Genomic DNA, 14,153 nt, shown 5'->3' with positions numbered 1-14,153 from the left:
TGAGGCGTTTGCGGTTGTTGTAGTCGTGGCTCCCTGTGTTTTTGCCTCGGCTTTTCCCGCAGGCATCAGCATGAAGGAATGAGCCCATGTCGTTTGGAAACCGTGCCTTTCAGGCCCTCACGCGTTATGCGCTGGCCTATCAGCAGGACGAATGGGGCTGGGAGATCGGCCCGCATACTTATGGCGTCCCCACTGTTCTGGAAGGCGGAGAAGCCGGGCTGCGGATTGGCGACTACTGCTCGATCGGCCCCGGCGTCACGATCATTCTGGGAAATCACCGGGCCGATCTGGTCAGCACCTATCCATTCAAAACGCTCTCGCATTTCTGGCCTGCTGCCGAGGAGGGGCAATATGATCATTCCAGCAAGGGAGAGGTCGTGATCGGCAATGACGTATGGATCGGGGCGCAGGCTACGGTGATGTCTGGCGTGACGATTGGTGACGGGGCCGTCATTGCCGCGCAGGCGCTCGTGACGAAATCGGTGCCGCCTTATGCGATTGTGGGGGGTAATCCGGCAAAAGTGATCCGCTACCGGTTTTCGGAAAGCGTGATTGCGCGGTTGCTGGCGCTGGCCTGGTGGGAATGGCCGGAAACTCTGGTGAAAGAGCGCTGCGGAGCACTGATGAGCGACGATATCGAGGCGTTTCTGGCACTTTATGAAAATGGCCAGAACGGTTCTAAAGGCGGCTGATCCTGATTTGGTGAGCGGGGAGCCGCTTCATCAGGTGCAGGGCCTGCGCTATGATTTCCCGAAGCTGTCGGGCAGGAACCATTCCGGGCGTCGGCGCGATTGGACTGTGTCGGGAAACGTACTGCGAGGCGGGGTGATCCGTGGGGTCCTTCGGGAGCGGTGACTGTTTTCCTGTATCGAAGGGGATCTTGATGAGCACCGCAGATAAAATGATGTCACAGATGGCGGATAAAGGCGGGTTTATTGCCGCTCTGGACCAGAGTGGCGGTTCCACGCCGGGCGCGCTGAAGCAGTATGGCATTGCCGAGAGCGAATATTCGGACGAAAGCCAGATGTTCGCGCTCATGCACGACATGCGGGTTCGGATCATCACGGCGCCTTCTTTCACCGGCGACAAGGTGATCGGAGCCATTCTGTTCGAGCGCACGATGGACGGCGACGTGAACGGTGAGCCCGTTCCGGCCTATCTGTGGCGCGAACGGGGCGTTGTGCCGTTTGTGAAGATCGACAAGGGGCTGGAGGCGGAAGCGGACGGCGTTCAGCTTATGAAGCCGATGCCCGATCTGGATGCCCTGCTGGCGCGCGCGGCAAAGCTGGGCGTTTATGGAACTAAAGAGCGTTCAACGATCCGCCTGCCATCCGAAAGCGGCATCCGGGCCATTGTTCGCCAGCAGTTCGCGGTGGCTGAACAGGTTCGCAAACATGGGCTGGTGCCCATTCTGGAGCCGGAAGTGCTCATCAAGAGCCCGGACAAGGCGGCGTGTGAGCAGCTTTTGCATGATTACGTCCTCGAAGAACTGCAAAAACTGCCCGAGGACGCCCGGATCATGCTGAAGGTCACGATCCCGGAAGTCGCCGACCTTTATGACGATATTGCGCGTGATCCGCGGATGGTGCGGGTTGTGGCGCTGTCAGGGGGCTATCCGCTGGATCAGGCCTGCGAGAAGCTGCGACATAATCACCGGATGATTGCGAGCTTCTCCCGCGCGCTGATCGGTGATCTACGGCATCAGATGGATGATGCGCAGTTCGATGCCGCGTTGGGAGAGGTGATCGGGGAAATTTACGACGCTTCGGTCCATAAGGCCTGAAGCCTGTGCGGACGTCAGGAAATGCTGGCGTCCGCTTTATTCCACCAGCAATGTTCCGGAGGCTTTGAGACGGCAGGCAGGTAATGCTGCGGATTGCCGCCGAGGCGCACGGTGTTGGTGGGCGTTTCTTCCAGTTCGATTTCATGAACGCGCAGGATGTCGCCCTGATCCGCAAGAATGGCGGTCAGTTTGGCGAGCATGAGGGCCGCCATCAGTTCCGTTGTCGGGTCGCCGGGCGTGACGACGATCCGGCTGGCGCGCTCGGGTTCATTGGCGCGGAACCATGCGAGCAACGGGTCTGTTTCCGAAAGCTGGAGCGCGTGATCGAGGCTGTTGTCCACGAAATGATGCCAGCGCGTTTTGGCCTCTGCGAAGGGCAGGATCATGTTCGCGTGGCCGTCCAGCCGGGTCTGTCTGGCCGGACGGAGCGTAACGCGGACATATTCGTTATGGCCATGCGGGATGGCGCAGCGTTCGCTTGATCCGGTAATGAGCCGGTGCCCCATGCAGAAACGCCGGGTGAAGACGAGTTCGGCGGTCATACGGTGCCTCCGTGGCGGCTCTGCTGGTAGCGGCGCCATCCGTCGGCCCGCAGATTGCAGGCCGGGCAGGTGCCGCAGCCATAGCCCCAGTCATGCTGATGCGTACGATCACCCATGTAGCACGAATGGCTGTCACGGTTGATGACGTCCACGAGCTTCTGGCCGCCGAGTTCTTCGGTCAGGTCCCATGTCTGGGCCTTGTCGATCCACATCAGCGGCGTGTGCAGGACGAAACGCTGGTCCATACCGAGATTCAGGGCGACCTGAAGAGCTTTGATCGTGTCGTCGCGGCAGTCCGGGTAGCCGGAATAGTCGGTTTCGCAGACGCCGGTGACGATGTGGCGCGCATTGCGGCGAACGGCGAGGGCTGCGGCGAAGGTCAGGAAGATGATGTTGCGCCCCGGCACGAACGTGTTGGGCAGACCATTCTCGCTCAGCCCGATCTCGGCTTCGCGGGTCAGGGCCGTTTCGGACAGCGCACCGAGGGAGGCGAGATCGATCGTGTGATCGTCGCCGAGGCGTGCTTTCCATTCCGGCGAAAACGCGGCCATCTGTTCGCGCAGGGTGTCGCGGCATTCGAGTTCGATGGCGTGGCGCTGTCCGTAGGCATAGCCGACCGTCTCGACGCGGTCGAAGCGGGAGAGAGCCCAGGCGAGGCAGGTTGCGGAATCCTGACCGCCAGAGAACAGGACGAGCGCGGTGTTGCTGCTGATGGCCGTGTTCGTGCTCATGGTCAGGGGATTCCGATCAGCTTGTGTGTCTGAAGCGACAGGCGCCAGCGCGGATGGCGCAGGCAGTAGGCGACGGCGGCCTGCGTGTTGGCAATGCGGTCGGGGCCGTCCATCGGCTGAAGCCAGAAATGCTGGAAGGGCAGTGTCTCGAACAATTCAGGCGGCAACTCCGGCTGGGGGTAGATCAGCTTGAGTTCTGCGCCTTCGGTCTGGACGAGCGTGCTGTTGGGTTTGGGGCTGACGCAGACCCAGTCGATTCCCGCAGGGGCCGCGATCGTGCCGTTGGTTTCTACGGCGATCTCAAAGCCCTGCGCCTTTACGGCGGCGATCAGGGCATCATCAAGCTGGAGCAGAGGTTCGCCGCCGGTGAAGACCACATAGCGGCGACCGCTGTCATCGGCGGTGCCGGTCCAGCAGGCCGCGATGGTGGCGGCAAGAGCCTCGGCGGTGTCGAAGCGGCCGCCGCCTTCACCGTCCGTACCGATGAAATCGGTGTCGCAGAACGTACAGGCGGCCGTGGCGCGATCCTGTTCACGCCCCGACCACAGGTTGCAGCCCGCGAACCGGCAGAACACCGAGGCACGGCCTGTCTGTGCACCCTCGCCCTGGAGGGTCACGAACATTTCCTTCACAGCATAAGACATGACCGCAGCATGTCGGCGAGGTTGGCGCAGGATGCAAGGGAAATCAGCATGTCGGACTGAAGGTGTTCTGCGAAGTGGGATGTTTCGCGGGCGAGGGGGATGGGCAGCGCCTGCTTTCATGGTAGGGAAGGCGCATGGAAGACATGAATGCCCGTTCTCCTGTTCTGACCCTTGAGCCCCTGCGGGGATGGGGGCTTGTCCGCGCCGCCTGGAGCGACTTGCGGGCGGGTTTGCGCTTGCTGCCGCTTGCTGCAACGCTCGGCTGGCTGGATATCAAGATGCGGTATCGCGGCTCCATTCTGGGGCCGCTGTGGCTGACGCTGTCTACGGCTGTCATGATCGGTGCGATGGGGGTGGTGTATGGCTATCTCTTCCATATGGATCTGAAAGCCTATCTGCCGTTCCTATCACTCTCGATTGTGTTGTGGGGATATGGCGGGACCGTCATCAATGATGCGGGAACGGTCTTTACGCAGAGTACGTCCCTGTTTCATGCGATGCGGATTCCGGCCAGTCTTCCTGTGATGCAGGTGATTGTCAGGAATCTGCTGATCCTGCTGCATAACATGGTTGTCGTTGTCGTCGTGTTTGCGGTCTTTCACGTCTGGCCGCAGCAGATCTGGAGCCTGCTGTTCAGCCTACCCATCTGGATTGTGAACAGTTTCTGCATCATTCTGCTGATCGGAATGCTGGGGGCGCGGTTCCGGGACATTGCGCCCATCGTGGCGTCGCTGATGCAGATTTTCTTTTTCGTGACACCGGTTATCTGGAAGCCGGAACTGATCACGACCGGACGGCAGTATCTGCTGCTTGATCCGTTTTATCCGCTGCTTGAAATCGTGCGTGCACCGCTGTTGGGACAGACGGTAGCGCCCGTCGTCTGGGAAGCAGCCCTTGGGCATAGTGTGCTTCTGTGGCTTTTGGCGGCCATCTTGTTCTGCCGGATGCGGTCGCGCATTCCTTACTGGATCTGATTTGATGCCCGGGATTGTTGTTGACCGCCTCTGTATCGATTTTCCGCTGTATCATGGGCAGAGCCGCTCCCTGAAAAAGCAGGTTGGCAAGACGCTGGCCCGGTTTGCGCCGTCCTCGCCTTCGGCTCATCTGATGCGTGATATGCGGGAGCGCACGATCGTGAGCGTGCTGCGGGAGATCAGTTTTACGCTGAATTCTGGCGAGCGGCTGGGTCTGATCGGCAGCAACGGTGCTGGAAAAACCACCCTTTTGCGTGCACTTGCAGGGATTTATGAGCCCGTTTCCGGTTGCGTGCGGCTTGATGGAACGATGCGGACGCTACTGGACAGCAGTTTGGGCATGAATCCTGAACTGACAGGGCGCGAAAATATTCGCCTCAAGGGACGGTATGAGGGACTCTCACGCCAGCAGATCGACCGGATCGAGCAGGATGTGCAGGATTTCGCAGAGCTTGGGCCGTATATGGACATGCCGGTCAAAGCTTATAGTGCGGGCATGAGTGTCCGGCTTGCGTTCGGTCTGGCGACGGCGTCTGCTCCCGAAATCCTGTTGATGGATGAATGGTTTCTCGCAGGGGACGGGGTGTTCATGAACAAGGCCAAGGTGCGCCTTGAAGAACTCGTCCAGCAGGCGGAAATCCTCGTGTTGTCCACGCATCAGCCCAAGATTATGCGTCAGTGGTGCACGCGCGTCATCTGGCTTGAGAACGGACGTATCCGGATGGACGGCACGCCAGATGAGGTTCTGGATGTCTATCTGGAAGAGGCTGGCTGAAGGTCAGTTTCAGCCGCCTGTGCCGAAACGGGTGAGCGCCCATGTCGTGCAGAGATACAGAACAATCGTAAGTGCGCATCCTGCTGACAGGGCAAGCCAAAATGGCAATCCTGCCCGGAGAAGTCGCGGGATCAGCAGAAACATGGGCAGTGACGGAAGCACATACCAGAATGTCGCTTCCGCATGACGGCTCATGACGACGCGGTCCGGCTTTTCCAGCCAGAGCCAGATCATGCCCAGAACCGATACAAGCGGTAGGGATGCAATCAGCGCCCCGAAGCCGGGAAAACGTCGCGCAACGCCTGAGGCGGCAGCGATCAGTAGCCCTGAAATCAGGCATTTCAGAATGAAGAACAGCATAGTCTTCCCTAAAAACGGGCAGTGGCTTCTTCAGATTTTTTTTCTGGAAAATGTGGCCAACTCCATAAGAGGAGTGGCGCGAGTGACGGGGCTCGAACCCGCGACCTCCGGCGTGACAGGCCGGCGCTCTAACCAACTGAGCTACACCCGCAGAGACACTTTTCAGTATCTTGGGACCTTCCGTTCGGAAGCTGTTTGGCTTCCTCTTAGTCGGTGGCGGTGATGTATCAGCCTGCCTGTGGGGTGGCAAGAGGGTTTTGTGAAAAAAAAGCCTTTTGGATCAAAAAACTGCCTTGCCGCGCATGGAGAGGGCGTGTCCTGTGCAACGGAACGATACAGGCGGGAGGGCCTCATGGCGTTGGGACGACTGGGTGCATTGTTGTTGCTGGGGATAGCTCTGGCTGGTTGTGAGACAGGACCGCGTCAGTGCAAGCTGATCACAAGCGGAAATATGTTGGTTCTGAACGACTGGGGCAGCCCTGTCGTACGCGCGGCGATCAACGGGCATCCTGTCGCGCTGATCGTGGATACCGGAGCTTTTTCCACAGTTGTTGGACAGAGCTTTGTCGAGCCCCTTGGATTGAATGATATGGGAACTACCGTGCTGATCCATGGCGTCGGAGGTCAGGACTATGGACGTGTCGCGACGATTAATACGTTGGACATGGGGAGTTCCAAAGCCACCAACATCGCTGTTGCTGGTGCGGGCAAGTTTGTTGGAAAGGTTGCGGGACTTCCAGTTGTAGGACTGTTCGGACGTGATTTCCTTGGGCGTTACGACACGATCGTAGATATGCCTTCACATCAGGTGCGACTGGTCGAAACTCAGGACTGTGATACCCCCACGCCGGGCTGGGAAGGGCATATCCACAGCGTTCCAATCAGCCACATCTATAATGAGGGGCATAAGACCACTCTGGAGATAAGCCTGAACGGTCATCCAGTTGATGCGACACTGGATACGGGAGCGGCAACGACCTTCATCAGTCTGGATGCAGCTCGGGCGGCGGGTGTGACGCGTGCCATGCTGGAAAAAGATCCTGTTTCGATTGGATATGGGCTGACACGGGATCCTGTGAAAAATTATCTTCATCATTTTGATACTCTTCAGGTGGGCGATATCATTTTCCGGGATATCTCTCTGAAGGTTGGGGAAGGGCTGCCCGATACGGAGGCTCTACTGGGCGCGGATGTTCTGAAGCATTACCGGATCTGGATTCCCCGTTATGGCAACAGGATGTTCGTGCAGCACGATATCGATATTCCAGCCTCCCCCCACTGAGATTGTCTGAAGGCGCATTAACGGAGTTTCAATCAACTGTTCTCTAGGAAGGAGAGCATCTGGCTGGCTGCCTGTGGCCGGCGTGGTGTGATCTGTGTTTCTGGAGACGGCTTGGCATGTCCGACATACGCTCTGTTCCCATGCAAGGGACTTTCCTGCTTCGCCGGCGGTTGCTTCTGGCATTTGTCATTCCTCTGGCCGTCGGGGTTTGTGGGTTGGTTTGGGAATTGCGGATGGTCGGCATTTCTGCCGTATCTGTCAGGCAGTTGCTTATCCCCGGGATCGCGCTCCTTGGAGCGTTTGTGGTCTCTGGAATTTTTGCATTTGTTCAAGTGGCGGGCCGCGGGGATGCTCTGACGGGCGCAGTCAGGCAACTCGCTGCGCAAGGAACCCTGCCGAAGGACGCTCGCGAGGCTGGTCTGGTCCGGTTGCAGGTCATGCTGGGAGAGGCTCGCACGGGCTCTGAGAAAAGCGAAGTCCTGGCATCGCAGGCGCAGTCTGCTCTTGCGGCTGCCCGGATCGAAGCAGAAGATGCGCGCCAATCGGCCAAGCAGGAAGCCGCAGAGCATGAGCGGGTCATTGATGTTCTGGGTAATGCCATGGCGAGTCTGCGCGATGGTGAGCTGGGATTTCGTCTCGAGGAGGCATTACCTGCCCGCTATGACCGGCTGCGACAGGATTTTAACGAAACGGCGTCGACCCTTCAAAAAATAATGGTCTCGCTGAACGATAGTATTTCGACCATTTCATCAGGGTCAGCTGAAATTGCATCAGCGGCAGACGATTTGGCCCGTCGTACGGAGCTTCAGGTCGCCCGCCTTGAAGAGACGACGATTTCTGTTGGAAATGTCACGGAAACTGTTCGCAAGACGGCTGCGGCATCCGTTCATGCAAGTGAAGTTGCTACTCAGACGCGTGATCGTGCTGAAAGATCGGGAGAAGTGATGATGGCTGCCACGGCGGCCATGCAGGACATTCAGAAATCTTCGATCCACATTGCGCAGATCCTCGGACTAATTGACGACATTGCCTTCCAGACCAATCTGCTGGCCCTGAACGCCGGTGTTGAGGCTGCCCGGGCAGGTGACGCAGGCAAAGGATTTGCTGTTGTTGCTGCTGAGGTCCGCGCGCTGGCTCAGCGATCGGCGGATGCGGCCAAGGAAATCAAGGGCCTGATTACCTCGAGCACACAACAGGTCAGTCGAGGTAGCTCTCTGGTTGAAGAGACTGGGGTCGCGATGAAATCCATCGTGGAGAACGTCAGTGAGATCAGTGTCCTGATCGGCGAAATTGCGACGGCGGCGCGGAGCCAGGCGAATGATCTGTCAGAAATCAGTGTGGCTGTCAGTCAGATGGATCAGAATACCCAACAAAATGCTGCCATGGTCGAAGAAGCAACGGCCGCCAGTCATAATCTGAGTGCTGAAGCCAGGGAACTCGTAGGAAGTCTTCAGCGGTTTCATCTTCAGGAACACGGAGATGACGAGTTCGGTTCTGTAAAAGAGGATTCCATTTTGGCGCCCTTAAGTCCGCAATGGGGGGAAAGTTCTTTTCAAACGTCGGACGAAGGCTGGGAGGAGTTTCGGTGATGGAAGTTCTCATTCTCCCAGAATTTCTGGACACCAGATATGCGGTTCCGTTTTCAGAGCTCCTGAAAAAACAGGAAGGCGGTTTTCTTCTGGATGGAGAGAGCGTGCGCCGTGTCGGGGGACTCTGCTTTCAATTGCTGGTCTCAGCTTTTGCGACTGCACAGGCGCTGGGCACATCTTTTGAAATCAGAAATATTTCTGATGAAATGAAAGAAAACCTTGCGCTTCTGGGCGGAAATTTTCTTCTGAACATGGCAGGTGAGGCATGAACATTCTGGTTGTTGATGATTCCAGAACCATGCGGGATCTTGTCGGCCGGGAGCTTCGCAATGGCGGATATGATGTCGAAACGGCTGAAGACGGCGTGGATGCGCTGGAAAAAATCAAAGGATTTTCACCTGCCGTTATCATAACGGATCTGAACATGCCGCGTATGAACGGTTTGGAACTGACCCAGGTCCTGCGTGTCCAAGATGAGACGAAGTTTGTTCCCATCATTTTTCTGACGACAGAATCCGGTGACGAGCTTCGACGCGCTGCACGCGAGGCCGGGGCGACAGGATGGATCGTCAAGCCGTTTGAAGGTCCCAAACTGCTTGCAGCCGTCAGGCGCGTCAGCTCATGAGTAAGGCAGAGTTTACGGATGACATGGATGCCATCCGGCAGATTTTCTTTGATGAGTGCGACGAACAGCTCGCGCTTCTTGAAGAAGAACTGACGATACTTGGGGAGGAGTCGGAAGACGGAGAAAAGATCAATACGATCTTTCGATGCGTTCATTCCATCAAAGGCGGAGCGGCAGCCTTTGGAATGGAAGAGCTTGTAAAATTCTCCCATCTTTTTGAGAGCGTGCTCGACCTGTTCCGGTCAGGAGCACTGCCAGTCACCACTGAGAGCATCGCTACGTTTTTAAAGTGCAAGGATGCTCTGTTCGACATCGTTGCAGCCTTTAAAAATGAGGGGGCCGCTTGTGAGGTCGCCCCCGAGACGGTTGTTGAACTGGAGCGATATCTTCACTCAGGGAAGGGGGAGCCGGAGCCGCTAATTGAAAATATCGAGATGGATGACATCTTCGGGATGGCATTCGCGCCTGTCAAAATTGAGATTGAAGCGCCGATCGATCAGCAGTTTTCGATTTCCCTAAGAGTAACGACTGAGTTTTACGAACGCGGCGATGATGTCCGGAATATTCTGCTCGCGTTGAAGGAATTGGGGACGCTTCAGGTCGAGGTGGATACAGACGTCGTTCCGCTGATTGGGGATGTTTCACCTGAGCGGAGTTATCTGACGTGGAAGCTTGTGTTGAAAACGCAGAAGTCGCGTGGTGATGTAGAGGAAATTTTCGAATGGTCCGGAGAGGATCTTCAGGCGACGGTCACGCTCGTAGCTGAAAATATTGAAGACGTTCCCGCCTCTCTACCTGTGGTGGTTGAAGAAAAAACAGATATTCAGATCAAGAAGTCCTCTGAACGCAAGGATTCCGCGACTGTTCGGGTCGATATCCAGCGCATCGACAAGCTCGTCGATCTGATCGGAGAACTGGTTATCAATCAGGGCGCCATCCAATCACAGATGCGGCGTAACAAGGTTCATGGAGATTCGGTTCTGGGGAATGTCGTGACGGCGCAGGAACAGCTTATTCACGAGCTTCAGGAAAACGTCATCACCATGCGCGCCTATCCGATCAAAACCGTTTTTCAAAAGCTGGGTCGGGTCGTACGCGAGACCGCAAGGCTAACGGGAAAGCAGGTCCGGCTTGTGCTGGAAGGAGAAGACACAGAGGTGGACCGGTCCATTCTCGAAAAACTGTCCGACCCCCTGACGCATATGGTCCGTAATGCGATTGATCATGGCATCGAAAGCCCACAAATCAGGTCTCACGCTGGAAAGGAGCCGGAAGGACTGCTCAGACTTCGGGCTTTTCAGCGTTCTGGGCGGATCATTGTGGAAATTCAGGATGATGGCGCCGGTCTGGACCCTGACAGAATTTACGAAAAAGCGGTTGAAAAAAAGATTATCGAAAGAGGTCAAAAACTGGATCGAGAAGAAATTTATTCTCTGATTTTCGAGCCGGGTTTTTCCACAGTTGCGGAAGTCACTGATGTTTCTGGGCGTGGCGTGGGAATGGACGTGGTCAAGCAAAGCCTTCAGCAGATCAACGGAAGAATTTTTATTAACTCTGCGAAAGGGAAAGGAACGACTTTTTCAATTTCATTGCCGTTTACACTATCAGTTATTGAGGGAATTATTTTCAAGGCTGAAGGACAGGATTTTATAATTCCGGTCAATAATGTTCTTGAGACAATCATCTTCGACGCAAAAAAAGCTTTTCATGTGGGGGAAGGTAAATACGGATATCCTTATCGGGATGGTTATTTATCTGTGATTTATGCTTCCGATATTATCGGGAAGTCTTCTGGTGGAATAAACCAAAAAATATGCTTCGTCATTGAAAATGAAAACGAAGAAAAACTAGCATTTATTGTTGATAAAATCATTGATCACTCAAGGTTTGTGGTAAAAAATCTTGAGGATAATTATAGAAAAATCGCCTGTTTTTCGACGGCTACTATTCTTGGTGATGGAAACGTAGCGTTTATTCTGGACGTTGAATTCCTCTTTGGTGAGGTTCTGAAGAAAAGAGAAGGTTCGTTGGAGGAAAGGGTATGATCATGGAAAAAGCTCTGGTCTTTTCTCTGGGGAACCAGGAGTTTTCTGTTCAGATTTCTGCTGTGAAGGAAATCAAAGAATGGGCGAAGGCGACGCCTTTTCCGGCTGCTCCGGCTTTTGTGGAAGGGGTGGTCAATGTTCGTGGCTCAGTGATCCCGCTTGTGAATATGGCTCAGATGATGGGAGTTTCTGATGATAATGACGAAAAAAAAGCCATTATTTTCCTGAAGAACGAGAAAAAAATTATTGGTTTTTCAGTTTCTAATGTCACTGATATTTCGGATATCGATGAAGACGATTTTAAACCTCTTCCAGAACTCTCCAGCGATAATCTTAAATATTATTCAAATGGGATTTTGTCTTTAGGCGGGCGCTTGGTTTTTTCTGTAAATGTGTCTTCGTTGTTTGACGGAAGTCTGCAATGACCGTGATGGAATTGCAGGATTTGCAAGAAATATCAGACGACAATTTTCAGATTATTGCAGATATCGCTAAAAAATCTGCTGGGATTTCTTTGTCGGAAAAGAAAAAAAGCCTCGTCTATTCGCGAATTTCCCGTCGTGTTCGGCAGGAAGGCTTTGGATCATTCGATGACTATTGTGCTTTTCTGGTTAGTGGCGCTGGCGTGGATGAGAGACACCATCTCGTTTCCGCCCTGACGACAAACGTCACCAGTTTTTATCGCGAAAAACATCATTTTGCGTATCTGGAGCAGTTGTTGCGCCAGAAATTATATTCACGTCTCGAACGTGGCGAAGAGCTTAGGATATGGACTGCTGCGTGTTCGAGTGGCGAAGAAGCATATTCGATCGCCATGACTGTCATGAAATGTCTATCCGCAGTTCCAAGTCTGAAGGTGAAAATCCTGGCGACGGACATTGATTCCGACATTCTCAATCAGGCCAAACGGGGCAGTTACAACTCTGTAGAAGCTGAAGCGCTTTTTGAATCGGGCGTTTTGTCCTTCTGTCGACTTGAAGGGAACCGGGTCGTCATGTCTGAAAAAATTCGGGATATGATACGATTTCGTCGCTTGAATCTGGTTGAGCCGTGGCCGTTCTCCTCTCGGTTTCATGCCATTTTCTGCCGGAATGTCGCAATTTACTTCGACCGGGAAACTCAGGACAAACTCTGGGGTAATCTTGCGGCACGCATTTTCCCAGGCGGGGAGCTTTACCTGGGACATTCGGAACGTATTGCTCATCCCGAGCGCTTCGGAATGGAGAGCATAGGGTATAACACCTACCGTAAGGTCTCGTCTGGAGAGATGTCTCCATGAGCTGTTCAAAACCTTTGACGGTCGTTGTCGTCGATGATTCCCTGACAACGCGGGCGCTGATTGCGGCCGCTCTCAAACGTGATCCTCGCGTCAAGGTCGTTGGGACGGCTGGAACGCCTTTCGAGGCTCGCGATTTGATCGTGCGCCTGAATCCCGATGTTCTGACCCTGGATTACGAAATGCCGTCCATGAATGGATTGCAGTTCCTTGAAAAGATCATGAGGTTGCGTCCGATGCCCGTGGTGATGGTATCGGGGCGTCTTTCCAGTCATCAGGGGTTGGTTGAGCAGGCCCTCCGTATGGGGGCTGCAGAGTGGTATTCGAAAATGGGACTCGGGAGCGGAGAAGAACCCTTTGCGGGTCTGGGAGACGCGATCGTTCGAGCTGCAACAACAAAAAACCATCCCTCTGTGTCGATAGGTGAAAGTCCGGGGGCCAGAGTGATGGCTGCCACGAGAACCGGAACTGTCGTGGGCATCGGGGCGTCGACGGGCGGTGTGGAAGCTCTGACAGATGTGCTTGAGCATTTTCCAACAGATTGCCCCGCGACAGTCATTGTTCAGCACATGCCAAAGCAGTTTTCCGAGAGCTTTGCGCGCCGTCTGGACAGGATCGTGAAACCTGACGTCAGGTTGGCAGAAGAGGGCGATGTACTGAAACCGGGTGTGGTTTATGTCGCGTCCGGCGGTGAGCGCCACCTGCGGGTCAGGTGCAGCGCTCGGCCCGGTGAGTATGTCTGCCAGTTGGTGACGGCGCCTCCAGTTAATGGGCACCGGCCGTCAGTGGACGAACTGTTTTATTCTCTTGCCGCCACAGTGGGAAAAAACGCCGTGGGCGTCATCCTGACCGGCATGGAGTGCGATGGCGCGCAGGGACTGCTGGCCATGCGTCATGCCGGCGCCTGTACGATCGGTCAGGATCGGGCAAGTTCTGTCATCTATGGCATGCCGCGCGCTGCCTACGAACTGGGTGCAGTGGACACGCAGCTTCCGCTGTCCGCCATTGGCCCCGCTATTCTCAATCTTTGTGAACGCCGTTCTTTGGAGACGTATCCATGATTTCCGCCTCTTCCATGTCCGTGCTCCTTGTGGACGACCAGACTTCCATTCGTTCGATTCTGCGCAATACGCTTGCCCAGATCGGTTTTGTGCAGATTGCCGGTGTCCGGAACGGGTTGGAAGCTCTGGAGCATCTGAAGAGCAATTCGGTTCATCTGATTATTTCGGATTTCAATATGCCCGATATGGACGGGCTTGAGCTGCTGAAGGCCGTCAGGAGCAATGCCCGGACCGCGAAAACGGGTTTCATCATGCTGACGGGGCAGGCCAGCAAGGAATTGGTGCAGCAGGCCGTTGCGGAAGGGGTGAACAATTTTCTGGCCAAACCTTTTACGGCCAGTTCTCTCAAATCCCGCATTGAGGCCGTATTCGGGCCGATCAGTGGTGCGTGACTTGGCAGCGGGACTCCCCTTGCCGCAGGTTCTCGAGGGGCTTGGAGCGCAGCTTACCGTTAGTCTTCAGGAAC

At 55.2% G+C, this 14,153-nt stretch carries 17 protein-coding genes and 1 tRNA gene; 13 read left to right on the top strand and 5 right to left on the bottom strand.

Annotation, left to right across the window (positions count from 1 at the left end; all coding sequences use genetic code 11):
* The first annotated feature begins 86 nt into the window (after positions 1 to 86).
* Together ABDK74_RS05940 and ABDK74_RS05935 are read left to right on the top strand one after the other, a co-directional pair.
* Positions 87 to 692, top strand: coding sequence for a CatB-related O-acetyltransferase (locus ABDK74_RS05940; RefSeq protein WP_346003098.1), 606 nt, complete (start codon positions 87 to 89; stop codon positions 690 to 692).
* 191 nt (positions 693 to 883) lie between these two features.
* On the top strand, positions 884 to 1,783 hold the full coding sequence (locus ABDK74_RS05935; protein WP_346003097.1) for a fructose bisphosphate aldolase: 900 nt from the start codon (positions 884 to 886) through the stop codon (positions 1,781 to 1,783).
* A 14-nt stretch (positions 1,784 to 1,797) separates the two neighbouring features.
* Here the strand turns inward: ABDK74_RS05935 and ABDK74_RS05930 are convergent, their stop codons facing one another.
* Genes ABDK74_RS05930 through queE form a run of 3 tightly spaced genes read right to left on the bottom strand, consistent with a single transcriptional unit; the run spans position 1,798 to position 3,700 of the window.
* Positions 1,798 to 2,325, bottom strand: a complete 528-nt coding sequence (locus tag ABDK74_RS05930; RefSeq protein ID WP_346003096.1) for a 6-carboxytetrahydropterin synthase — start codon at positions 2,323 to 2,325, stop codon at positions 1,798 to 1,800.
* Entirely contained in the window at positions 2,322 to 3,056 is a 735-nt protein-coding gene (gene queC, locus ABDK74_RS05925; protein ID WP_346003095.1) for a 7-cyano-7-deazaguanine synthase QueC, read from the bottom strand. Before queC ends, ABDK74_RS05930 begins: the two co-directional genes overlap by 4 nt.
* 2 nt (positions 3,057 to 3,058) lie before the next feature.
* On the bottom strand, positions 3,059 to 3,700 hold the full coding sequence (gene queE / locus ABDK74_RS05920) for a 7-carboxy-7-deazaguanine synthase (protein WP_346003094.1): 642 nt from the start codon (positions 3,698 to 3,700) through the stop codon (positions 3,059 to 3,061).
* Between the two features lie 134 nt (positions 3,701 to 3,834).
* Here queE and ABDK74_RS05915 point away from each other — a divergent pair, with 134 nt between their 5' ends.
* Together ABDK74_RS05915 and ABDK74_RS05910 are read left to right on the top strand one after the other, a co-directional pair.
* Positions 3,835 to 4,674: an ABC transporter permease gene (locus ABDK74_RS05915; protein ID WP_346003093.1), complete on the top strand. Its 840-nt coding sequence runs from the start codon at positions 3,835 to 3,837 to the stop codon at positions 4,672 to 4,674.
* A 4-nt stretch (positions 4,675 to 4,678) separates the two neighbouring features.
* Positions 4,679 to 5,449 (top strand): ABC transporter ATP-binding protein, encoded by a 771-nt coding sequence (locus ABDK74_RS05910; protein ID WP_346003092.1) that lies wholly within the window; start codon positions 4,679 to 4,681, stop codon positions 5,447 to 5,449.
* Positions 5,450 to 5,458: 9 nt separating this feature from the next.
* Here ABDK74_RS05910 and ABDK74_RS05905 read toward each other — a convergent pair whose 3' ends face one another.
* Positions 5,459 to 5,809 (bottom strand): DUF3147 family protein, encoded by a 351-nt coding sequence (locus tag ABDK74_RS05905; protein WP_346003091.1) that lies wholly within the window; start codon positions 5,807 to 5,809, stop codon positions 5,459 to 5,461.
* A 74-nt stretch (positions 5,810 to 5,883) separates the two neighbouring features.
* Positions 5,884 to 5,960: transfer RNA gene (locus ABDK74_RS05900), tRNA-Asp, on the bottom strand.
* A 162-nt stretch (positions 5,961 to 6,122) separates the two neighbouring features.
* Between ABDK74_RS05900 and ABDK74_RS05895 the strand changes: the two genes are divergently transcribed.
* The 9 genes from ABDK74_RS05895 (at position 6,123) to ABDK74_RS05855 (ending at position 14,079) form a co-directional block, all read left to right on the top strand.
* Positions 6,123 to 7,091, top strand: a complete 969-nt coding sequence (locus tag ABDK74_RS05895; protein WP_346003090.1) for a retroviral-like aspartic protease family protein — start codon at positions 6,123 to 6,125, stop codon at positions 7,089 to 7,091.
* 116 nt (positions 7,092 to 7,207) lie between these two features.
* A complete protein-coding gene (locus tag ABDK74_RS05890) occupies positions 7,208 to 8,680 on the top strand; it encodes a methyl-accepting chemotaxis protein (protein ID WP_346003089.1) in 1,473 nt (490 codons plus the stop codon).
* Complete coding sequence (locus ABDK74_RS05885; RefSeq protein WP_346003088.1) at positions 8,680 to 8,949, top strand: STAS domain-containing protein; 270 nt, start codon at positions 8,680 to 8,682, stop codon at positions 8,947 to 8,949. The genes ABDK74_RS05890 and ABDK74_RS05885 overlap by 1 nt, the downstream gene beginning before the upstream one ends.
* Positions 8,946 to 9,305 carry a response regulator gene (locus ABDK74_RS05880; RefSeq protein WP_346003087.1) on the top strand — a complete coding sequence of 120 codons (360 nt, stop codon included), beginning with the start codon at positions 8,946 to 8,948 and terminating at the stop codon, positions 9,303 to 9,305. The genes ABDK74_RS05885 and ABDK74_RS05880 overlap by 4 nt, the downstream gene beginning before the upstream one ends.
* The gene (locus tag ABDK74_RS05875; protein WP_346003086.1) at positions 9,302 to 11,350 is read left to right on the top strand and encodes a chemotaxis protein CheA; all 2,049 of its coding nucleotides are present in this window, start codon (positions 9,302 to 9,304) and stop codon (positions 11,348 to 11,350) included. Before ABDK74_RS05880 ends, ABDK74_RS05875 begins: the two co-directional genes overlap by 4 nt.
* A gap of 2 nt (positions 11,351 to 11,352) precedes the next feature.
* Positions 11,353 to 11,775 (top strand): chemotaxis protein CheW, encoded by a 423-nt coding sequence (locus tag ABDK74_RS05870; protein ID WP_346003085.1) that lies wholly within the window; start codon positions 11,353 to 11,355, stop codon positions 11,773 to 11,775.
* Entirely contained in the window at positions 11,772 to 12,629 is an 858-nt protein-coding gene (locus ABDK74_RS05865; protein WP_346003084.1) for a protein-glutamate O-methyltransferase CheR, read from the top strand. Before ABDK74_RS05870 ends, ABDK74_RS05865 begins: the two co-directional genes overlap by 4 nt.
* The gene (locus ABDK74_RS05860; protein ID WP_346003083.1) at positions 12,626 to 13,687 is read left to right on the top strand and encodes a chemotaxis response regulator protein-glutamate methylesterase; all 1,062 of its coding nucleotides are present in this window, start codon (positions 12,626 to 12,628) and stop codon (positions 13,685 to 13,687) included. Before ABDK74_RS05865 ends, ABDK74_RS05860 begins: the two co-directional genes overlap by 4 nt.
* Entirely contained in the window at positions 13,684 to 14,079 is a 396-nt protein-coding gene (locus tag ABDK74_RS05855; protein ID WP_346003082.1) for a response regulator, read from the top strand. The genes ABDK74_RS05860 and ABDK74_RS05855 overlap by 4 nt, the downstream gene beginning before the upstream one ends.
* Positions 14,080 to 14,153: the final 74 nt, after the last annotated feature.

It is taken from the genome of Gluconobacter sp. OJB (genome assembly GCF_039638275.1).
Lineage (GTDB): Bacteria > Pseudomonadota > Alphaproteobacteria > Acetobacterales > Acetobacteraceae > Gluconobacter > Gluconobacter cerevisiae.
Note: the sequence above shows the minus strand (reverse complement) of the source record. Positions and strands in the feature narration are given on the sequence as shown.